The 19,775-nt window shown below is 66.5% G+C and carries 19 protein-coding genes and 1 pseudogene; 6 read left to right on the top strand and 14 right to left on the bottom strand.

Annotation, left to right across the window (positions count from 1 at the left end):
• Positions 1–22: 22 nt before the first annotated feature.
• From aztC to aztB, 3 genes are read right to left on the bottom strand one after another with little or no spacing between them, the layout of a single operon-like run.
• Positions 23–967, bottom strand: a complete 945-nt coding sequence (gene aztC, locus ABLE92_RS09390; protein ID WP_348804474.1) for a zinc ABC transporter substrate-binding protein AztC — start codon at positions 965–967, stop codon at positions 23–25.
• Positions 964–2,163 carry a hypothetical protein gene (locus ABLE92_RS09385; protein WP_348804473.1) on the bottom strand — a complete coding sequence of 400 codons (1,200 nt, stop codon included), beginning with the start codon at positions 2,161–2,163 and terminating at the stop codon, positions 964–966. Before ABLE92_RS09385 ends, aztC begins: the two co-directional genes overlap by 4 nt.
• Positions 2,127–3,035 (bottom strand): zinc ABC transporter permease AztB, encoded by a 909-nt coding sequence (aztB, locus tag ABLE92_RS09380; protein ID WP_348804472.1) that lies wholly within the window; start codon positions 3,033–3,035, stop codon positions 2,127–2,129. The genes ABLE92_RS09385 and aztB overlap by 37 nt, the downstream gene beginning before the upstream one ends.
• Before the next feature lie 50 nt (positions 3,036–3,085).
• On the opposite strand from aztB, the gene ABLE92_RS09375 reads away from it, so the two are divergent.
• From ABLE92_RS09375 to ABLE92_RS09365, 3 genes are read left to right on the top strand one after another with little or no spacing between them, the layout of a single operon-like run.
• Positions 3,086–3,709 carry a metal ABC transporter ATP-binding protein gene (locus ABLE92_RS09375; protein WP_348804471.1) on the top strand — a complete coding sequence of 208 codons (624 nt, stop codon included), beginning with the start codon at positions 3,086–3,088 and terminating at the stop codon, positions 3,707–3,709.
• A gap of 46 nt (positions 3,710–3,755) precedes the next feature.
• The gene (locus tag ABLE92_RS09370) at positions 3,756–4,088 is read left to right on the top strand and encodes an ArsR/SmtB family transcription factor (RefSeq protein WP_348804470.1); all 333 of its coding nucleotides are present in this window, start codon (positions 3,756–3,758) and stop codon (positions 4,086–4,088) included.
• A complete protein-coding gene (locus ABLE92_RS09365; RefSeq protein ID WP_348804469.1) occupies positions 4,088–4,792 on the top strand; it encodes a cation efflux transmembrane domain-containing protein in 705 nt (234 codons plus the stop codon). Before ABLE92_RS09370 ends, ABLE92_RS09365 begins: the two co-directional genes overlap by 1 nt.
• A gap of 35 nt (positions 4,793–4,827) precedes the next feature.
• Here ABLE92_RS09365 and ABLE92_RS09360 read toward each other — a convergent pair whose 3' ends face one another.
• From ABLE92_RS09360 to ABLE92_RS09345, 4 genes and pseudogenes are all read right to left on the bottom strand, one after another.
• Positions 4,828–5,754, bottom strand: a complete 927-nt coding sequence (locus ABLE92_RS09360) for a metal ABC transporter permease (protein ID WP_348804468.1) — start codon at positions 5,752–5,754, stop codon at positions 4,828–4,830.
• A gap of 4 nt (positions 5,755–5,758) precedes the next feature.
• Complete coding sequence (locus tag ABLE92_RS09355) at positions 5,759–6,538, bottom strand: metal ABC transporter ATP-binding protein (protein ID WP_348804467.1); 780 nt, start codon at positions 6,536–6,538, stop codon at positions 5,759–5,761.
• The gene (locus tag ABLE92_RS09350) at positions 6,525–7,475 is read right to left on the bottom strand and encodes a metal ABC transporter solute-binding protein, Zn/Mn family (protein WP_348804466.1); all 951 of its coding nucleotides are present in this window, start codon (positions 7,473–7,475) and stop codon (positions 6,525–6,527) included. Before ABLE92_RS09350 ends, ABLE92_RS09355 begins: the two co-directional genes overlap by 14 nt.
• A pseudogene (locus ABLE92_RS09345) lies at positions 7,472–7,997 on the bottom strand (TIM barrel protein); the annotation flags it as partial. The pseudogene ABLE92_RS09345 and the gene ABLE92_RS09350, both read right to left, overlap by 4 nt.
• A 54-nt stretch (positions 7,998–8,051) precedes the next feature.
• On the opposite strand from ABLE92_RS09345, the gene ABLE92_RS09340 reads away from it, so the two are divergent.
• Positions 8,052–9,068 carry a Gfo/Idh/MocA family oxidoreductase gene (locus tag ABLE92_RS09340; RefSeq protein WP_348804465.1) on the top strand — a complete coding sequence of 339 codons (1,017 nt, stop codon included), beginning with the start codon at positions 8,052–8,054 and terminating at the stop codon, positions 9,066–9,068.
• Positions 9,069–9,070: 2 nt separating this feature from the next.
• On the opposite strand, the gene ABLE92_RS09335 is transcribed toward ABLE92_RS09340, so the two are convergent.
• Complete coding sequence (locus tag ABLE92_RS09335) at positions 9,071–10,498, bottom strand: sugar porter family MFS transporter (RefSeq protein ID WP_348804464.1); 1,428 nt, start codon at positions 10,496–10,498, stop codon at positions 9,071–9,073.
• A 108-nt stretch (positions 10,499–10,606) separates the two neighbouring features.
• On the opposite strand from ABLE92_RS09335, the gene ABLE92_RS09330 reads away from it, so the two are divergent.
• Positions 10,607–11,635 (top strand): LacI family DNA-binding transcriptional regulator, encoded by a 1,029-nt coding sequence (locus ABLE92_RS09330; protein ID WP_348804463.1) that lies wholly within the window; start codon positions 10,607–10,609, stop codon positions 11,633–11,635.
• A 12-nt stretch (positions 11,636–11,647) separates the two neighbouring features.
• Positions 11,648–12,037, top strand: coding sequence for a VOC family protein (locus ABLE92_RS09325; protein WP_348804462.1), 390 nt, complete (start codon positions 11,648–11,650; stop codon positions 12,035–12,037).
• Between the two features lie 68 nt (positions 12,038–12,105).
• On the opposite strand, the gene ABLE92_RS09320 is transcribed toward ABLE92_RS09325, so the two are convergent.
• From ABLE92_RS09320 to iolB, 6 genes are all read right to left on the bottom strand, one after another.
• Entirely contained in the window at positions 12,106–13,599 is a 1,494-nt protein-coding gene (locus tag ABLE92_RS09320) for a CoA-acylating methylmalonate-semialdehyde dehydrogenase (RefSeq protein WP_348804461.1), read from the bottom strand.
• Positions 13,600–13,721: 122 nt separating this feature from the next.
• Positions 13,722–14,597, bottom strand: coding sequence for a sugar phosphate isomerase/epimerase family protein (locus ABLE92_RS09315; RefSeq protein WP_348804460.1), 876 nt, complete (start codon positions 14,595–14,597; stop codon positions 13,722–13,724).
• 2 nt (positions 14,598–14,599) lie between these two features.
• On the bottom strand, positions 14,600–15,661 hold the full coding sequence (locus ABLE92_RS09310; protein ID WP_348804459.1) for a Gfo/Idh/MocA family protein: 1,062 nt from the start codon (positions 15,659–15,661) through the stop codon (positions 14,600–14,602).
• Positions 15,662–15,697: 36 nt separating this feature from the next.
• Positions 15,698–16,603: a sugar phosphate isomerase/epimerase family protein gene (locus tag ABLE92_RS09305; protein ID WP_348804458.1), complete on the bottom strand. Its 906-nt coding sequence runs from the start codon at positions 16,601–16,603 to the stop codon at positions 15,698–15,700.
• Positions 16,603–18,645, bottom strand: coding sequence for a 3D-(3,5/4)-trihydroxycyclohexane-1,2-dione acylhydrolase (decyclizing) (iolD, locus tag ABLE92_RS09300; RefSeq protein ID WP_348804578.1), 2,043 nt, complete (start codon positions 18,643–18,645; stop codon positions 16,603–16,605). The genes ABLE92_RS09305 and iolD overlap by 1 nt, the downstream gene beginning before the upstream one ends.
• A 254-nt stretch (positions 18,646–18,899) precedes the next feature.
• Complete coding sequence (iolB, locus tag ABLE92_RS09295) at positions 18,900–19,766, bottom strand: 5-deoxy-glucuronate isomerase (RefSeq protein ID WP_348804457.1); 867 nt, start codon at positions 19,764–19,766, stop codon at positions 18,900–18,902.
• Positions 19,767–19,775 lie beyond the last annotated feature (9 nt).

Raw genomic sequence — 19,775 nt, 5'->3', positions numbered from 1 at the left:
CCGATACGCGGGTGCGGTGACGTCACGACGTCAACGCGCCCGAGATCCGAGATGCGTTGGTCCGCATCATGTTCAGGTAGGTATCGGCCTCGGTTCCCGGGCGATCGAGGGATTCGGAGTACAGCGCGACGATCTCGATGTCGGACCCGGTCTCCTTGGCAAGTGCCTGGGCGAGGCGGTCGGGCTGTGAGGTGTCGACGAAGATCGCGGGGACCGATGATTCGTTGATCGCGCCGACCAGTGAGGCGAGATCGGAACTACTGGGTGAGGCCAACGTGGTTCCGCTCGGGATGATGGCGCCGACGACCTCGAAGTCGTATCGGTCGGCGAGATAGCCGAAGACGTGGTGATCGGTCACGAGTTTGCGCCGGTCGGCCGGAATCGTGGCGAACTGGTCGGTCATCTCCTGATCGAGTCGGGTGAGCTCGGCGAGATAGTCGTCGGTGGCCTGCCGCAGCCGGTCCGTGTCGATCCCGTCCACCTCGGCCAACGCCCGCGAGATGGCTTGTGCCGCATCCTTCATGCGGGTGGGATCGGTCCAGAAATGGGGATCCTGGGCACCGGCCGCGTCCCCGGTGGTGTAGGCCAGCGGCCGGGCCGCCGCGGCCGCCTCGACGGTGGGCACCCCGTCGTCGGCGGCGGCGCTGACGTGTTGTTCGATGCCTTCCTCGAGTCCGAGGCCGTTGTAGACGATCAGACCGGCGGTGCGCATGGTGTTCGCCTCGCGCGCCGAGATGCCGAAGGAATGGGGGTCGGCATTGGGTTTCATCAACGTGGTCACGGTGGCCTGGTCGCCGACGAGCTCGGTGACGACGTCGCCGAGGATGTTGGTGGTGACCACCACCTGAGGGTGATCATCGGCGTCGGTGCCACACCCGATCGCGGCGACGGCCGCGACGAGGACCACGAGCATGGCCACAAGGCGACGCGTCGAGTGTGTGATCGCGCGTCGTGGGGTGGTTGTCATCGACCGACCTCCACCATCAGCTCCGGTGCGCCCTCGGTGGGAAACGTCCGCGCGACCCGCAAGGCGTCGGCGTGGTCGACCTCGACGATCTGATCGGTGGCCGGGGCCGAGAGGTAGGCACGAGCGGAGTCGACGGTCAGCGCGGAGTCCGCACCGGCGCCGGGTATCTCGGCCGCGGCGATCAGCCGCCCGTCACCGATGGTCACACTGCGCAACGTTGCGGCCTCGGTGAGTTCGACGAGGTTCGCGTCCCGGCCCGGCGCCACGGCGGTCGCGATCGGGTCCGCCGACGCCGTCCACTCGAGGGTTCGCGTGGCGGAATTGATCGCCCACACCCCGGCCGGGGTGGGTGCCGCCGCATAGTTGCTCCGGGGCCGGAAGGTGAGGTCGGTGGCCCGTGGTCCGCGGGAACCGTACTCGAGGAGCTGACTGCTGACCCGGCCGACGGTGGTGGTGAACAGGGCGATGCCCTGTTCGCAGGAGACGGCCACCACGTTGCGCAGCATCGCGGCGCCACGGGGATCCGCACACCGTTGCTCGGTACCGAGCGACGTGCCCTGCGCGTCGGCGTGGACGAGGGTGTCCGCGGGCTTGCCCGGATCGGTGCCCCGGGCCATCACCAGACCGTCGCGGTAGGGGACCGCGAACCCGGACGTGCTGCCGGTGGACAGGGTGCGTAGCTCCGTGACATCGCCGTTCTCCAACGCTTTTCGGTCGAGGAGCATGACGCTGCCGTCCTCGGAACCGATTGCGGTGAGCGGGCCCGCCCCGGCGATCGAGGTGACCGCGGCCGACGCCGTCACGGTGCCCAGTGCGGCGGAGGGGGCCCGGTAGTAGTGGACGTGATCGCTGTGATCGACGGTCCAGCCGCCACTGTCGACCACCTCGATCGTGGTGCCGTCGGTGGCGTAGACGAACCGCCCGTCCTCGTCGAGACGCCGAGCGGGGATGCTCAGGTCGACGGTCGACGTCGCTTCCGTTGCCACGTCGATCAGCCGGAGCCGCCGGTCGCCGGTGGCGGTATACGCGAGCGAGATCTGGGGTTCGGGCTTCTCCTGTGCGCCTTCGACATACCCGTGCGGCGTCGTCTCATCGGAAGCGTCCGAACCGGTCTGATCATCCGCGCCGCACCCCGACAGCGCGACGGCAGCGCCGGTGATCATCGCGATTGCGGCTGGTCGGATTCGATTGCGCACCTGCGCACGTCCTTTCGTGTGTGAGTGCCCACGTCCCCGATGGTGACGCGGCGCAATGCCCGGGCGGCGGTCCGGACGACGAGGGTGAGGAAGAACAGGATCACCGCGGTGGTCGCGATGGTGGCGCCGGCCGCGGTGGCGGCGTGCCACGAGACCAGCAGGCCGATCACCGTCGACGCCGAGCCGAATACGAACGCCACCCCCATGGCGGCCGGTACCCGACGCACGATCAGCAGCGCACTGGCCGACGGCGCGACGAGCATCCCGAAGGCCAGCAGGGTGCCGACGACACTGAAGGCGCCGGCCATGGCAACCGCAAGCGTGAGCACCATCATCAGATTGGTGGTCACCGGCCGTAGCCCGAGGGTGCGCGCCTTGCGCTCGTCGAACGTCACCGCCAGGAACGCCCGATAGAACGCCGTGGTGACGAGCGCAACCATCGCGACGAGCGCCAGGAGCCGGATGATGTCGCCGGTGGTGATGGCGAGGACGTCGCCGAACAGGAATGCGGTGAGATCCGTTGCGAACGACGAGGAGTAGGACACGATGATGACACCGATCCCCAGCAGTCCGACGAACAGCAGGCCGATCGAGGTGTCCCTGCCGAAATCCTGATGGGTTCGCATGGCCTCGACCCCGAGGACCATGACCACCGCGCTCGCCGCGGCGCCGATGACGAGGTCGATGCCGAACAGGGAGGCGATCGCGACGCCGGGGAGCATGGCGTGTCCCATGGCCTCACCCAGAAATGTCAGCCCGCGGGCGATCACCCAGACGCCGACCAGTGCGCACAGTGCCGACAGGGCGATGCCGCCCCAGAGTGCTCGCTGGACGAAGGCGACACCCAGTGGTTCGAAAAGTCCGACAAGCACGGCATAATGCTATCGGTTGTCATTTGCGGTAAAGAATGGGGGTGTGTGCGGTGTCGGGCTTCGACGTTCGTGGATTGGGTTTCGGCTACGGCGCCACGGCGATCTTCGACGGCTTCGATGCCGACGTCCCCGCGGGCCGCGTGACCGCCCTCGTGGGTGGCAACGGATCGGGAAAGAGCACGCTGCTCAACATCTTTGCCGGCATCCTGCGGCCGGACGCCGGGGAGATTCGACCACGTCCGCAGCGCCCGGCCATGCTGGCCCAACGCACCGAGCACATCGACGGGCTTCCGTTGACGGTCCGGGATTGCGTGCGCATCGGTCGCTACGCGCAGGTCCCGTTCTGGCGTCCGCTCGGTGCGCGGAACCGTCGGGCCGCCGACGAGATGATCGAACGTGTCGGCATGATCGACCACCGGAACGCGCGGTTGCGCGACCTCTCCGGCGGGCAGCGGCAACGGATGATGATCGCGCAGACGATGGTGCAGCAGGCCGACCTCTACCTCCTCGACGAACCGTCGGCTGCTCTCGACACGGCGGGTAAGCAGGTGCTGTTCACGCTGCTGCGAGAGAAGGCTGAGCAGGGGAAGGCCATCCTGATCGCCACCCACGACGATGACGAGGTCGACTTCTGTGATCGGGTGATCGACCTGGGCCGGCCGACGGGCGGGTGACAGTACAGACTTCCCTGAATACAGAATCGGGTGTACCGTCACGGGCATGGAGACTGTGGTCGCGGCCCGGGACGCCTTGACGAGATTCGGTTACGCCCTGTCGGATTCGACGCGCACCCAGGTTCTGCTGCGGCTGCGCAGCGGCGGCGCCTATCCGTCGGAGCTGGCCGACTCGATCGGCGTCACCCGGCAATCACTGTCCAATCACCTGAGCTGCCTGCGTGGATGTGGGTTGGTCGTCGCGGTGCCCGAGGGTCGCCGGACGCGCTACGAACTGGCCGACCAGCGCATCGCGCACGCCCTCGACGACCTGCTCGGACTGGTGTTGGCGGTCGATCCGGCGTGCTGTGCACGTTCGGCGGACGAAGGGTGCTGCTGATGGCCTCAGAACTGGGCATGCCCGCCATCGGTGCGTCGACGGACCGCGACGAACGACGAGAACTGTTGCAGCGCCGCATCCGGTGGTTCGTCGCCGCGACGATCACCTACAACGTGATCGAGGCGGTCATCGCTCTCGGCGCGGGGACGCGGGCATCCTCGGGCGCGTTGATCGGGTTCGGGCTGGATTCGGTGATCGAGGTGTCCTCGGCGGCCGCGGTGGCCTGGCAGTTCGCCGGGAAGGACCCGCAGCATCGGGAGAAGATCACCCTACGCATCATCGCGTACTCCTTCTTCGCGCTCGCCCTCTACGTCAGCGTCGACGCGACCCTGTCGCTGGTGGGTGTCGGCAGCGACGCGCGGCCGTCGACGGTCGGGATCGCCGTGGCCGCAGCCAGTCTCGTCATCATGCCGGTGCTGTCGTGGGCGCAGCGTCGAGCCGGGCGGGAACTGGGCTCCCTCACCGCGGTGGCCGATTCGAAACAGACCCTGCTGTGCACCTACCTCTCCGCGGTACTCCTGGTCGGGCTGGTTCTCAATGCGGCGCTGGGCTGGTCGTGGGCCGATCCGATCGCGGCCCTGGTCATCGCGGCGATCGCCCTGCGTGAAGGTGTCAACGCGTGGAAGGGGGATGCGTGCTGCGCGCCGTCGGTCGGAGCACATGCCTCCGCCACCGCCCACGATTGCGACTGCTGTGATGACTGAGTGGTCAACGCGGGCATGAATGCGGTTGTCGCGGATCAGCTTTTCGGTGCTGATTTCGTGACCGAAACCGCGGCGTGCGCCTGCTGACCGTGCCCGACGACGCCCTTGTCGTCCAGCGCCGCGGCGGTCGCGCGCACCCGATTGTTGCTCAGCCACACGATCAGCCAGACGGCGCACACGATGGTGACGATCAGGAAGCTCGGGGGAGCGTTGAACATCGCCGCGAGCATCAGACCCGCCCAGACCGACGCGACGGACAGGACGGTCGAGCCGATCATCGCGCGCAACGGGCGGGGCGTGAGCATGATCGCCGTCGCCGCCGGCGTGACGACCAGGGCGAACAGCAACAGCGTGCCCACCGCCTGGACGGCCATGGTCACGGTCAGACCCAACAGGGCCATGAAGACGATCGACAGCGCGCGGATCGGGACGCCCTTGGCCTCGGCGACACCGGGATTGACCGATGTGTAGAGCAGCGGCCGGTAGATGAATCCCATGCACAGGGCCAGAAACACCAACAGTCCGGCGAACACGAGGAGTTGATCGTGGGTGATGGCCAGCAGGTTGCCGAACAGGACGTTGGTCATCGTCGAAGAGTTCTTGGTGGCCAGTGAATTGAAGAACAATCCCAGGCCCGTCGCGAACGACAACACGGTGCCGGTCACCACCTCGCGTTCGCCGGCCTTCTTGCCGAGGAACCCGATGACCAGTGCGCCACCCACGCAGAAGACGCCGAGGCCGAGGGTGACCGGAACCCCGATCAGTACCGCCCCCGTCGCGCCGGGGAGGCCGATGTGCGCCAGCGCATGTGCGGCGAAGGCGGTGTTACGGACCACCACGAAGTAGCCGATCAGGCCGGCGGCCAGAGCCGCCAGCGTGCCACCGATGAGGGCATTCTGCATGAACGACGTGGTGAAGATGGTCCACCAATTGGATTGATACCCGATCGCGTACGCCGTCATGGGATCACGCGCTCCTGGTGTAGAGCTCGCCCTGCGGCGTGCGGAGAACCTGAATCCGGGTGCCGTACAGGTGGGTCAGCAATGCCTCGTCGATCACCTCGCCGGTCGCCGCATAGTGCGCGTGGCCGTCCAGGAGATAGATGGCACCGGTGAGGAACGGCAGGAACGGATTGAGGTCGTGTGCCACCACCACGATGGTCATCGAGTACTCGACCTGCAGTCGATGGAGCAGGTCGACGATCTCGTGCTGGCTGCGCAGATCCAACGAGGCGAGTGGCTCGTCGAGAATGAGCATCGTGGGGTGGCCGACCAGTGCTTCGGCGATGGCCACCCGCTGTCGCTGACCGCCGGAAAGGGTCGCCAGGCGACGGTCGGCGAACTCCTCGGCGTTGACCGCCGCCAGTGCCTCCGACACGCGGCGTCGATCCGCCGCAGACGTGCGACTGAACGCCCACCGGGTGCCGTTGAGGCCCAGGAGAACCGCATCCCGGGCCCGGATCGCGCCGCCGGATTCCTCGGCGTAGTGCTGGGGGACGTATCCGATCCGATCGCGGTCCTCACCGGGAGGGCGACCGAACACCCTGATCGTGCCCCGCGCGGGAATCAGCCCCAGGATCATGTTCAACAGGGTGGTCTTGCCGGAGCCGTTGGTTCCGATCACCGCGTAGATCCCGTCGGCGGGCACCGAGAAGGTGCCCTGGGACCAGATCACCCGGCCCCCACGAACCGCACTGACGTCGTCAAACGTCAGTGCGGGTGGAGTCGTCGGGTCAGGACTGGACACCGAGTGCCTTGGCCAGCGACGTCAGTTGGTCGACCTGCCAGGACTCGAAGGAGTTCTGGCCCGGCGGCACCGTCTCGGTCACCTCGACCACCGGAACCCCGGCACTCTCGGCGGCGGCCCGGATCTGCTCGGGGGTCGATCCCTCGGTCTGGGTGTTGTAGATCAGCACGTCGACCTGACGATCGGACAGGGTCTTGATGAACGCCGCGAGGTCGGCCGGGGACGGATCGCTCTCGTTGGCCGCGGCGGCGGCGAACCCGGCCGGGGTCTTGTCCACCAGCCTCACCGCTTGCGCCATGTAGTCGAACACGCCCTCGGTGGCGGCAAAGGTCTTGCCCGATGCGCCGGCCTTGATCTTGGCGATCAGATCGTTGTACTCCGACAGCGAATCGGTGAACGTCGAACGCTGCGTGGCGAAGTAGGCCTGTGCGTCCGGGCTGATCTTCGACAGTCCTTCCGTGACGGCGTCGGCGACCTTGGTGACCGCGGTCGGGCTGTACCAGAGGTGCGGGTTGGCGCCGTCGGCGGTGCCGGTGACCTGCGCGGCGTTCACCACCGGGGCATCGGGTGCCGATGCCGCGGCCAGCTTCGACGCCCACACGTCGTAGTCGGCGCCGTTGACGACGACCATCTGCGCATCGGTGAAGGCGGCGCCGTCGGCCGGACTGGGTTCGTAGTCGTGGGGATCGACCGAGCTGCTGGCCACGATCGTCTTCACGTCGGCGCACTTACCGCCGAGTTCGGAGACGATGTCACCCCACTGGTCGACGCTGACCACCACGTTCACCGGGGTGGTCGGGCATGCGGGGGCGTTGGCGGCGGGTCCGGAACTGCTCGACGACGCGGTATCGGAGTCCGAACTGCATGCGGCCAGTCCGAGTGGGACCAGAAGGGCCGCGGCCGCGACGAGTCCCAGCCGCCTGGAGAAGAAGGTCATAGCCGGTAATGATAACCGGTGCCAGCAAGGCGGGTGCGGTCACCCGGGCGGTTCGTCGTCCGGATGGCGATCACGGCCCGGTCGTCGTGGCGATCATGCTTGGCCCATCCCTCGAACCGATCACGCCGCGGTACCCGGCTATCGCAGCGCTGCCGCGATGGCCGGGTACGCGATCTCCCCGGTGCCCGGCTCACAGCGTCCCGGAACATCTTGAATCTCCCCGACGAAAGACAGTGCGGCGCGGGTTGATTCGATCAGATTCCGCTCGCCGATCTGTGCGTGATACAGATCCAGGTTCATCCGGAGGTGGGGCCAATCCACCTCGCGCACCAGCACCATGGTGTCCGCGGCGCGCGCGAATGGCACACCCGGATGATCGACGGCGAGATTGAGGTTCTCCAGCGTGAACACCCGGTCGTGGCGTTCGCCGATCTCGGCGAGCCGACTCGGCGTGGCGACGGCGGTCCGCCACAGCTCGTCCGTCACGACCTCCACCGGGTCGACCGGTAGCCCACACGAGCCCCCGAGGGCTCATTTGTTATAATGTCCGGACAATTTATCCGGAGAGGTGAGCATATGCGTTTGGGTCTAGTCGGTTACGGGGCGGGTGGACGGATCTTCCACGCCCCCTACATCTGCGCGGTGCCGGAGATCGAGCTGGTCGGAGTCGTCACCCGCAATGCCGACCGTCGCACCGAGGTTGCTCGTGACCTTCCGGGCACGCCTGTGTTCGACTCGCTGTCGGATCTGATCGACGCCGGCGTCGACGCGGTGACCCTCACGACACCGCCCCAGACGCGACGTGAGCTGGTGCTCGAGGCGGTGGCACGTGGCGTGCACGTCGTCGCCGACAAGCCATTCGCGCCGGATGCCGCGGGTGGACGGGAGCTGGCGCAGGCTGCGTCGAAAGCCGGTGTGCTGCTGAGTGTGTTCCACAACCGCCGGTTCGACGCGGACTTCGCGACCGTCTCCGGTGTGGTCGGTGAACTCGGTGAGTTGTGGCGGGTCGAATCGCGCTATGACCTCGACGAGCCCGGCGGCCTCGACGCCGGTCCGACCGGTGGGCTGCTGCGTGATCTCGGTGCGCATCTCGTCGATCAGATGCTGGTGCTGCTCGGTCCGGTGGCGGCGGTGTCGGCGCACCTGGACTGGATCGACCTCGAGGCCGGCCGTACCGACGTCGGTTTCAGCGTCTCGATGCGGCACCGCAGCGGGGTGTTCTCGACGGTCACCGCGAGCAAACTCAATCACATCGCCGCTCGGCAATGGCGGCTCTACGGTTCGCGCGGTTCCTACGTCAGCGACGGCACCGATGCGCAGACCGAGCAGATCCTCGCCGGCCGACGCCCGGCGGACGATCTGGCGACTTGGGGCTTCGAGCGTCCCGATCGCCTCGGCGTCCTGCATACCGGCGTCGGCGCCGTCACCGTCCCGTCCGCGCAGGGTCGCGCCGACGAGTTCTATCGGCGCTTCGCCGCGGCCGTCGATCACGGTGCACCGCAACCGGTCCCGGCTGCCGAGGGGATCGCGGTGCTCAAGGTGCTCGACGCTGCGCGGCGAAGCGACACCGAGGGCACCACGATCCACCTCTGAACTCAGGCCGCGACGCCCGGCGCGGCGATCCGTGCGGCGAGCCGGGCGTCGTGGTGTGCCTCGAGATGTTCTTCGAGCTTCTCCAGCGACACTCCCTTGGTCTCCGGCACCGAGCGGTAGACGAACACCAGGGACGCGATGTTGACGAGCACGAACAGTCCGAAGGTTCCGGTCGATCCCAGTGCCGAGTTGAGCACCGGGAACAGGAACGAGATCAGTGCGTTGGTGCACCAGAGCACGAAAACCGCGATGCCCATGGCAAATCCGCGCACGCTCAGCGGGAAGATCTCCGAGAGCAATAGCCAGACGCAGGTGCCGATGAACATCTGGACGAAGCCGACGAACAACACCATGGCGGCGAGGATGAGATAGCTGCGTGAGGTGGATTGCGGCAGTAGGAATGCCAGAGCGAGGGCGGCCTGCGAAAGTGCGACGCCGGCGAATCCGATCAAGAGCATGGTTCGGCGTCCGAGGTAGCCGAGCAGGATGATCCCGATGATCGTGGTGACCACGGAGGTGACGCCGACCGCGATGGTGGCCACCAGCGCGGCGCTCACCCCGAGGCCGCTCTGCTCCAAGATTGTTGGAGCGTAATAGTTCACGGTGTTGATGCCGGTCGCCTGCTGGATGATCGCGAGGCCGCAGCCGATCAGCACGATGCGGCGAATCCACGGGACGTCGCGCAACACCGATAGCGGTGTCCGGGATGACCCGGTCATGTGCTCGGTGTGATCGACGATCATGGCGTACTCGGCGTCGGCCTCGGCGGGAGTCCGCGACAGTCCCAGGACGGTGCGCGACTCGTCATAGCGACCCTTGAGGGCGTACCACCGCGGCGAATCCGGCAGCACCGTCATGCCGACGAGCAGGGCGATTGCGGGGACCGAGGCGACGGCGAGCATGATGCGCCAGACGTGCGGGTCGGTGACGATCTGGTCGAGCAGTGCGTTGATGGCGAACGCCAGCATCTGGCCGGTGACGATCATCAGCTCGTTGATGGTGACCATGCGTCCGCGTCGTTCGGCCGGTGCCATCTCGGCGAGGTAGAGCGGGCAGGTCACCGCCGCGGCGCCGACGCCGAGGCCGAGGACGATGCGTGCGATGACCATGATCGGCACGTTGGGTGCCAGGGCGCAGCCGAGGGCCCCGACGAGAAAGATCACGCCGCAGGTCAGGAGCATGCGTTTGCGGCCGATGCGGTCGGCGACGCGTCCGCCGAAGAGGGCGCCGAAGGCGGCGCCGGGGAACAGGAGTGCACTGACGACGGTGGCCTCGGTGAAGGGCGTCAGGTGCAGGTCGTCCTTCATGTAGAGCAGTGCGCCGGAGATGACGCCGGTGTCGTAGCCGAACAGCAGACCACCCAGGGTGGCGATGACGGTCAGCTTGGTGAGAAATCGCCCATTGGAGGCGGTGGAAGTCGCACTGGACATGAGAACCTCGATTACCTTGATGACTAACGCGCGTTACTAATGCGAGTGAGGTCTACTATGTCCTGACATGGATAGTGTGTCAAGGGTCACTCTGAAAGGGGTGCGGTGATGACCGCCAACGGTGATACCCGGCGGCGCCGGACGACGATGGCCGACGTGGCCGCACATGCGGGTGTCTCGCGCACGTTGGTGTCGTTCATCCTCGACGGCAAACCCGGTGCCAGCGAGTCGACGCGGCAGCGCGTGCTCGCGGCCGCGGAGGAACTGGACTACCGCCCGGACTCGGCGGCGCGGATGCTCGCCCGCGGACGCAGCCGCACGCTGGGTGTGGTGATCGACGTGGCCCAACTCTTCGAGGCCGAACTCGTCGCCGACATCTACCCGGCAGCCGAGGCCCTCGGCTATGACGTATTGCTTTCGGCGAGCCTTCCGGGGCGCGCCGAGGATGTGGCCGGCGCCGCCCTGCTCGACCACCGGTGCGGAGCATTGATCCTGCTCGGGCCGTCGCTGGGGGCCGAACGCATCGAGGAGATGGCCGGACGCGCGCCGACGGTGGTCGTGGGCCGCTGCCTACCGCCGGCGCTGCTCGCCGGAACGCTGGCCGCGTCGCGCACCGACGACGCCGTGGGAATGCGATTGGCGGTCGACTACCTCGCCGACCTGGGTCATCGCGACATCGTGCATGTCGACGGCGGCGGGGAGCCGGGTTCCGCGGAACGCCGAGAGGGCTATCGCGTGGCGATGGTCGATCGTGGTCTCGGTGATCGGGTGGCGGTCGTCGCGGGAGCGCATGACGAGCGGGCCGGTGCGCATGCCGCGCGAGAAATACTGGCGCGCAATGCCTTGCCCACCGCCGTCATCGCCGGCAACGATCGATGTGCGCTCGGCATCCTCGATGTCTTCACACGCGAGGGTGTGGATGTGCCGGGCGAGGTGTCACTCGTGGGATACGACGACAGCAAATTGTCGGACAACCCGCGCATCGACCTCACCACCATCCACCAGGATGCACCGGCGCTGGCCCGAGAAGCGGTGCGGCTGGCCACGGGCATGGTGGAGGGTGCGGCCATCGACGTCCATGACGTCGTGCTGCAGCCGTCGCTGAAGGTGCGTGGTACGACGGCGGGTCCGCGGTGAGACACTGTCGACATGGCGGACGAACTCATCGAGCGATTGGACCATCTGGTACTCACTGTTGCCGACATCGATGCGTCGATCCGCTTCTACACCGAGGTGCTCGGGATGAGCGAGGAGACCTTCGGTGAGAACCGAAAAGCGTTGCGGTTCGGCACGAGCAAGATCAATTTGCACCTCGCCGGCCACGAGTTGCAGCCGGCCGCACGAACGCCCACGCCCGGAAGCGCGGATCTGTGTTTCGTGATCCGTCGGGATCTCGATGACGTGCTGCGCGCGTTGACCGACAAGGGCGTCGCGATCGAGGAGGGGCCGGTGGAGCGGACCGGGGCGCTGGGGCCCATCCGCAGCATCTACCTTCGGGACCCGGACGGCAACCTGATCGAACTGTCCACCTACGTATGAGCGACAGCCCGGGTGCGCTTACCTCTCGGTTGCGCACCCGGGCTGTCGTCGTCGAGAGTTGCCGGATCTCAGCCGTTCTGCGGGAAGCCCAGATTCAGACCACCGTGACTCGGATCGAGCCATCGGCTGGTGATGGCCTTGGCGCGGGTGAAGAAGTTGACGCCCTCGGTGCCGTGGGCGTGGGTGTCGCCGAACAGCGAGGCCTTCCAACCGCCGAAGCTGTAGTACGCCATGGGCACCGGGATCGGGACGTTGATGCCGACCATGCCGACCTCGACCTCGTTCTGGAACCGCCGTGCCGCGCCACCGTCGTTGGTGAAGATCGCGGTGCCGTTGCCGTAGGGATTGGAGTTGATGAGTTCGAGTGCCTCGTCGTAGCTTTCGACGCGCACGACCGACAGGACGGGGCCGAAGATCTCGTCGGTGTAGATGGACATGTCGGTGGTGACGTTGTCGAACAGGGTCGGGCCGAGCCAGAAACCGTCCTTGCCGCCATCGGCCTCAACACCACGCCCGTCGAGAACGACTGTGGCCCCGGACTTCTCGCCGGCGTCGACGTAGGAGGCGACCTTGTCGCGGTGCGCGGCGGTGACCAGCGGTCCCATATCGGAGTTCTTGGTGCCGTCACCGGTGCGGATGGTCTGTGCGCGTTCGGTGATCTTGGCGACGAGATCGTCGGCGACATCGCCGACGGCCACGGCCACGCTGATGGCCATGCATCGCTCACCGGCCGAACCGAATCCGGCGTTGACCATGGCGTCGGCGGCCAGGTCGAGGTCGGCGTCGGGCAGGATGATGGCGTGGTTCTTGGCCCCGCCCAGCGCCTGCACGCGCTTGCCGGCGGCGGTGCCGGTGGCGTAGACGTACTGCGCGATCGGGGTGGATCCGACAAAGCTGATCGACTTGATGCTCGGGTTGGTCAGCAGCTCGTCGACGGCGGTCTTGTCGCCCTGCAGGACATTGAAGACGCCGGCAGGCAGGCCGGCCTCCTTCCACAGTTCGGCCAGCCAGATCGCGGCGGTCGGGTCCTTCTCCGACGGCTTGAGGACGACAGAGTTGCCGGCCGCAATCGCGATGGGGAAGAACCACATCGGCACCATGGCGGGAAAGTTGAAGGGTGAGATGATGCCGACCGGGCCGAGCGGCTGACGGATGTTGAAGACGTCGACCTTGGTGGAGGCGTTCTCGGTGAACCCGCCCTTGAGAAGATGCGGAATGCCGCAGGCGAATTCGGCGACCTCCTGGCCACGGGAGATCTCGCCGAGGGCGTCGGAGAGTACCTTGCCGTGTTCGGCGGTGATGATCTCGGCCAGCTCGCCCTTGCGCTCGTTGAGCAGCTCGCGGAACCGGAAGAGGATCGCGGTGCGCTTGGTCAGGCTGGTGTCGCGCCACGCGGGGAATGCCGCTGCGGCAGCATCGATCACGGCGCGGGCGTCCTCGACGTTGGCCAGGGCGACCTCGCCGGTGACGGCACCGGTCGCGGGGTTGGTGACCGGCGCGGTGTTGCTCGACGTGCCGGGGAAGGCCTTGTTGTTGACCCAGTGGGAGATGGTGGTGGGCATGGTAGGTGCTCCTGGGATGTGTTGTCGTTGGGTTGGTCTCGATATGCCTCGGGCTCGCTGCGCTCGCTCGTGGCTACCCGACCAGCGGGGAAGGGAAGGAGTGGGGTGGGCGTGGTGGTGACTCAGCTGCTGAACTTGGTGACGTAATCGGTCATGGTCTTGAGCTGGTAGCGCGAGACCTCGTCGGCGTTCTCGTTCTCGGCGAACACGCTCGACACCATGACGGTATCGTCGCGGTCGTAGAAGCCGATCTCGCCGAGTGTGCCGAAGAACTCGTCCCAATTGACGTCACCGTCACCGATCTTCAGGTGCTGGTGGACGCGGACCGCGTTGCCCGGCGGGTTGGTGATGTACCGAAGACCATGGGACGCATGGTGATCCATGGTGTCGGCGACGTGCACGAGACGCAGCATGTCGCCGGCGGTCGTCATGATCTCACGCATGTTGCCGCCCATGTGGAACGAATGGCAGGCCACGTAGACCAGGCCGAAGTTCTTCGAATTGATCCCGCGGATCATCCGGATCGCGGCGAGACCGTCCTCGACGAAATCGTCTGGGTGCGGATCGATCCGGACGTCGATTCCCTCACGTTCGATGATGGGGACGAGTTCCTCCATCGACCGGTAGAAGGCCCGTTCGGATTCCTCCGGCTTCTCCGGGCGACCGGAGAATTCGGTGTTCATCACGTTCACACCGAGATCGACGGTGATCTGGATGGCGCGCTTCCAATAGCGCACCGCCGCCTCGCGGGCGTCCTCGTCGGGGCCCGACCACCGCAGCACCGGCAGCACCGAGGCGATACCGACGCCGGCATCCTTGCACGCCCTGCGGAACCTGGCAACGAGGTCGTCGTCGGCCTTGGGGTGATTGAAGAACGGGATCATGTCCACGTGCGGGGTCAACTGCAGATACTCGTAGCCGAGATCGGCGACGACGCGGGGGAGTTCGAGCAGCGAATAATCGTGATGATACGGGGTGGGATCGAGTGCGACCTTCATCGTCATGCTCCTTCGATCGAATTGCGCGACACCATGTCCACGGTGACTACCTCACCGGTCTCGAGGGCCTGCACACCGGCCGCACACACTGCGGCAGCGGCGTAGCCGTCCCACGCACCCGGGCCGTCGACGTTGGTCCCGGCCTTGACCGCGTTGACCCATCGTTGGATCTCCGCGTCATAGGCGGCACCGAAACGTTCGACGAACGACGGCGTGATGTCGCCTCCCCAGATCCCGGCCACCTTCCGGCCGTCCCCGGATACCGCGACACCGGGATTGCGTTGCTTGCGGATCACCCCGCCCTGGTCGAGACCGATGAAGGCCGAACCGAATTCGCCGACGACCTCGGTGCGCACCTCGTAGGCTACACCGGTCGTGACGAAGCACTCGACGTCGATGTGCCGACCCGATTCGGTGGTGAAGATCGCGATCTGCGGATCCTTGAGGCCCTGGGGTGCCGAGGGATTCGAGCCCGGGGCGTTGATCTGCACCGAGGCGATCTCCTCGTCGAAGAGGAAGCGGGTGACGTCCACCTCGTGCACGATCGAATCCTTGACGATCATCGCCGAGTCGAAGCTCGGCGGCACCGCGGGATTGCGGTGCACGCAGTGGGCGACGAGGAGCTGACCGAAGGTGCCGGCGTCGATGAGGTCCTTCAGTTGCGCGTACTCGGCGTCGAATCGGCGCATGAAGCCGACCTGGATCAGCTTGCGGCCCAGCTCTGCTTCGCGCTTGACGATCTCCAGCGAGGTCGCCACATCGGTGGTCAGCGGCTTCTCGCACATCACCGGCTTGCCGGCCTCGAGGCACGCCAGCAGCTGCTTCTCATGGGTGGGGCCGGGGGTGGCCAGGATGACAGCGTCGACATCCGCGTCGGCGATCGCATCGAGCGGGTCGTTGATCACCCGGCACCCGGGAATGGTGGCCGCGAGTTCCTCGGCCTTCTCCGGGAAGTAGTCGTTGAGGACGGTGACGGTGGCGCCCTTGATGCGGTCGGTGATGCGGGCGACATGATCGGCACCCATCATGCCAACGCCCAGGACTGCGATACGCAGGTCGGTCATGGTGTTCTCCGTGAAATGTGGTGTCGGACTGAATGACTATCGGAACGCGACGGCCGGCACCCCGCACGAACCCAGGTACTTCTGGGTGCGCTGGGCGATCGGCAGCGGAGCGTCGGGTGAGCACGGGTACATGTCCTGCTCGACGATGCCGAAGATGTCGATGTCGAGGTCGGCCACGGCCTCGAGCAGCGGCGGCATCTCCGGGATGCCCATCGGCGGTTCGGTCATGGCGCCGAGTTTGACGGCCTCACCGAAGGGCAGGTCGTCGGCGGAGACCTTCGCGCGGACCTCCTCGTTGACCTGCTTGAGGTGCAGATACCCGATGCGTTCGGGATGCTTGCGGATGATGGCGATGTTGTCGCCTCCGCAGTAGCTGACGTGGCCGGTGTCCAGGCACAGGTTCACGAACTCGCCGTCGGTGTTCTCCAGGAACCGGTAGATGTTCGCCTCGGTGTCCACGTGCGAGTCGGCATGCGGATGGTATTGCGCACGGACACCGTACTTCTCGAACATCGCCTTGCCGAGCTCATTCATGCCGTTGGTCTTCTTGCGCCACTGCTCGTCGGTGAGGTCACGGTCCTCGAGGACCGCACCGGTGGCGGGATCACGCCACATCTCCGGGATCACCACGACGTGCTTACCGCCGACGGCCGCGGTCAGCTTGGCCACATCCTCGATCTGGCTCCACACCGCATCCCATGAGTCGTCCTGATGCAGATGTTCGAAAACCGTTCCGGCCGAGAGCTTCAGAGCGCGCGCTCCGAGTTCGGTGAGCAGCTGATCCGGGTCGGTCGGCAGGTATCCGAAGGGGCCCAACTCGATCCACTCGTAGCCGGACGCGGCGACCTCGTCGAGGAATCGGGTGTAGGGGGTCTGCTGCGGATCGTCGGGAAACCAGACTCCCCACGAGTCGGGGGCTGAACCCACGAGAATCTTCGACATCACTGAGCTCCGTTGATCAGAGTGGGGTTGGTCTGACCGGTGTCGATCTGAGTGGGGGTGTTCTGGGTGTTGGTGGGGGACAGGTACGGTCGCTGGACTGCCTTCCACTGTTCGTAGACGCCGTAGGCCTGCTGGGTGGAGTCCAGCGTGGAGACCTCCGATACCGGTACATCCCACCAGGATTCACTGTCGGGGGCCCCGATCAGCGGATCGGTCTCGACGTGGATGACGGTGGTGCGCTCGGCTGCCTTGGCCGCCTTGATGGCATCGGTGAACTCCGCGGCGGTGGTGGCACGGATGACGTCGGCGCCCAGCGATGCGGCGTTGGCTGCGAGGTCGATCGGCAACGTCGAGCCGTCGAGTCGTCCGGAGTCGCCGCGGTAACGGTAGTCGGTGCCGAATCGCTGGGACCCCAACGATTCCGACAGCGATCCGATGGAGGCGAAGCCGTGGTTCTGGACCAGCACGACGATGACCTTCAGATTCTCCTGGACCGCGGTGACCAACTCGGTTGCCATCATCAGATAGGAGCCGTCGCCGACCATCACGAAGACATCGCGGTCCGGGCTGGCCATCTTGACCCCGAGTCCGCCGGCCACCTCGTATCCCATGCAGGAGTATCCGTATTCGACGTGATAGCCCTTGGAATCGCGAGTGCGCCAGAGTTTATGCAGGTCGCCGGGCATGGAGCCGGCGGCGCACACCACCACGTCGCGGGGATCGGAGGTCTCGTTGACCAGCCCGATCACCGAACCCTGGGTGAGGGCCTCCTCGCCGGTGGCGATGTTCACACCGGTGGTCGTCGGCGAATATGCCTGCTCGACAATGCGATCCCACTCGGCGGCGAGCTCAGCGACCCGTGCACGATACGCCGGGTCGACACTGTGGCCGTCGAGCAACGCATCGAGCGCCTCGATCGACTCACGGGCGTCGGCGACGACGCTGTAGCCGGAGTGCTTCACCGAATCCAGGGAGGCAACGTTGATGTTGACGAACCGCACGCCCGCACCGGTGAATGCGGTACGCGACGCGGTGGTGAAATCGCTGTAGCGCGTGCCGATCCCGATCACGACGTCGGCGTCGGCGGCCAGGGCGTTGGCGGCGGTGGTGCCGGTGGAACCGATGGCACCCACCGACTGCGGGTGGTCATAAGGCAGTGAGCCCTTGCCTGCCTGACTCTGTCCCACGGGAATGCCGGTGCGCGTGCAGAATTCGGCCAGGGCCTCGGTGGCTCCGGAGTAGATCACGCCACCGCCGGCGACGATCAGCGGTCGCTTCGCGGAGCGGATGATCTCGGCGGCCTCGGCGATGACGCGCTTCTCCGGGAGCGGGCGGGCGATGTGCCAGGTGCGTTCGGCGAACAGTGATTCCGGGAAGTCGAAGGCCTCGGCCTGCACATCCTGCGGGATGGCGACGGTCGCCGCCCCGGTCTCCACCGGGTCGGTGAGCACCCGCATCGCACCGAGTAGGGCGCCGGGCAGTTGTTCGGGACGCCAGACGCGGTCGAAGTAGCGCGACACCGGCTTGAAGGCGTCGTTGACGGTGACATCGCCCGACGACGGGAGCTCGAGTTCCTGCAGCACCGGGGAGGTGGCGCGGGTGGCGAAGGTGTCGGCGGGCAACAACAGCACCGGAATGCGGTTGATGGTCGCCAGCGCGGCACCGGTGAGCATGTTGGTGGCGCCGGGGCCGACCGAGGCGGTCACGGCCCACGCCTGCAGCCGATCCTTCATCCGGGCATAACCCACCGCGGAATGCACCATGGCCTGCTCATTGCGGCCGAGCACATACTTCAGGGAGGGCTCCGCGCCTGAGTTGACGTCGTCGACCTCCTGCTGCAACAGCGCCTGCCCCAGTCCGGCGACATTGCCGTGGCCGAAGATGCCGAAGCAGCCGGCGAAGAACTTCGACCGCTGCCCGTCACGTTCGACGTACTGGTTGGCCAGGAACCGCACGGTGGCCTGCGCGACGGTCAGGCGGATGGTCGGTTCACCGTGTGCGGTACGGACGCCGGTCACGCCGCCGGCGCGTCCCTGGTTGATCGGTGCCACGATGGGTCTTCCTTCTCGGTGGGTGATGGTCGGTGATCTCGATACGCCCCTCGTTCCTCGGGGCTACTCGATCAGCGGGTGGTCGGTGTTGGTCGGTGATCTCGATACGCCCCTCGTTCCTCGGGGCTACTCGATCAGCGGGTGGTCGGTGTTGGTCGGTGATCTCGATACGCCCTCGTTCCTCGGGGCTACTCGATCAGCGGGTGGTGGGTTGGGGTGCTACTCGATTGGCGGTGGGGTGGGTGCTACTCGACCAGCGGAAAGGGTAGACGCGGGTCGATCTCCTGGTGCTCCCAGCTGTCCCGCAGCCAAGTGTGTGCGGGATCGTCACAGATCTTCCAGGCGCGCTCCTCGCCCGGTCCGGCCATCACATTGAGGTAGTACATGTGATAGCCGGGCGCGGCGATCGACGGGCCGTGATAGCCGTGGGGCACGAGGACGACGTCACCGCTGCGCACCTCCTCGAGGACCTCGATCGGGCGTTCGGGGGTGCCGTACACGCGGTGATAGCCGAAACCCGCTGTGCCGCTGTTCTCCTGGATCTCGAAGTAGTAGATCTCCTCGAGCTGCGACTCGACCTCGGAGTTCTCGTCGTGCTTGTGTGCGGGATAGCTCGACCAGTTGCCGCCGGGGGTGATGACCTCGCAGGCGATCAGCGAATCGGCCTCGAAGGCATCGGCGGTACCGAAGTTGTGGACCTGCCGGCTGCAGTTCCCCGCGCCACGGAGTTCTACGGGCACAGCGGCTTTCGGGCCGTACCGGAAAGGGAGCGTCGTCGATGCCCGCGCTCCGCACAGGGCGAAGCGGCCACCGTCGGCGCTGGTGACGGAGAACTCGGAGTCGCGGCCGACGTAGGCGAAGTCGCTGGGACCGTCGAAAACGCTTGCCCGGCCCTCGAGTTCGAACTGCCGGCCGTCACACGCGACGACCGCCGATCCGGACAGCGGGATGACGATGATCTCGTCCGGTCCCGACCGCCGCGTCACCGATTCGCCGGCATCCAATTCGACCACCCAGAGCGAGGACTCGGTCCAGCCGGCCGACTCCGGGGTGACATCGACGGCCAATGGGGCCGTCGCACTTCCCGCGGGGATGTAGTACTTGCTGTTCACGCCTGAGAC

The organism is Gordonia oleivorans (genome assembly GCF_040044975.1).
GTDB classification, from domain to species: Bacteria; Actinomycetota; Actinomycetes; order Mycobacteriales; family Mycobacteriaceae; genus Gordonia; species Gordonia oleivorans.
This window is presented reverse-complemented; position numbering and strand designations above follow the sequence as displayed.

Bases quoted from the DNA above. Each gene is read 5' to 3' on its own strand.
- aztC (WP_348804474.1), bottom strand. From the start codon at position 967: ATGACAACCACCCCACGACGCGCGATCACACACTCGACGCGTCGCCTT.
- ABLE92_RS09330 (WP_348804463.1), top strand. From the start codon at position 10,607: ATGACCGCCAACGGTGATACCCGGCGGCGCCGGACGACGATGGCCGAC.
- ABLE92_RS09310 (WP_348804459.1), bottom strand. From the start codon at position 15,661: ATGACCGACCTGCGTATCGCAGTCCTGGGCGTTGGCATGATGGGTGCC.
- ABLE92_RS09350 (WP_348804466.1), bottom strand. From the start codon at position 7,475: ATGACCTTCTTCTCCAGGCGGCTGGGACTCGTCGCGGCCGCGGCCCTT.
- ABLE92_RS09335 (WP_348804464.1), bottom strand. From the start codon at position 10,498: ATGTCCAGTGCGACTTCCACCGCCTCCAATGGGCGATTTCTCACCAAG.
- ABLE92_RS09320 (WP_348804461.1), bottom strand. From the start codon at position 13,599: ATGCCCACCACCATCTCCCACTGGGTCAACAACAAGGCCTTCCCCGGC.
- ABLE92_RS09340 (WP_348804465.1), top strand. From the start codon at position 8,052: ATGCGTTTGGGTCTAGTCGGTTACGGGGCGGGTGGACGGATCTTCCAC.
- ABLE92_RS09360 (WP_348804468.1), bottom strand. From the start codon at position 5,754: ATGACGGCGTACGCGATCGGGTATCAATCCAATTGGTGGACCATCTTC.
- ABLE92_RS09325 (WP_348804462.1), top strand. From the start codon at position 11,648: ATGGCGGACGAACTCATCGAGCGATTGGACCATCTGGTACTCACTGTT.
- ABLE92_RS09365 (WP_348804469.1), top strand. From the start codon at position 4,088: ATGGCCTCAGAACTGGGCATGCCCGCCATCGGTGCGTCGACGGACCGC.
- ABLE92_RS09370 (WP_348804470.1), top strand. From the start codon at position 3,756: ATGGAGACTGTGGTCGCGGCCCGGGACGCCTTGACGAGATTCGGTTAC.
- ABLE92_RS09315 (WP_348804460.1), bottom strand. From the start codon at position 14,597: ATGAAGGTCGCACTCGATCCCACCCCGTATCATCACGATTATTCGCTG.
- ABLE92_RS09305 (WP_348804458.1), bottom strand. From the start codon at position 16,603: ATGTCGAAGATTCTCGTGGGTTCAGCCCCCGACTCGTGGGGAGTCTGG.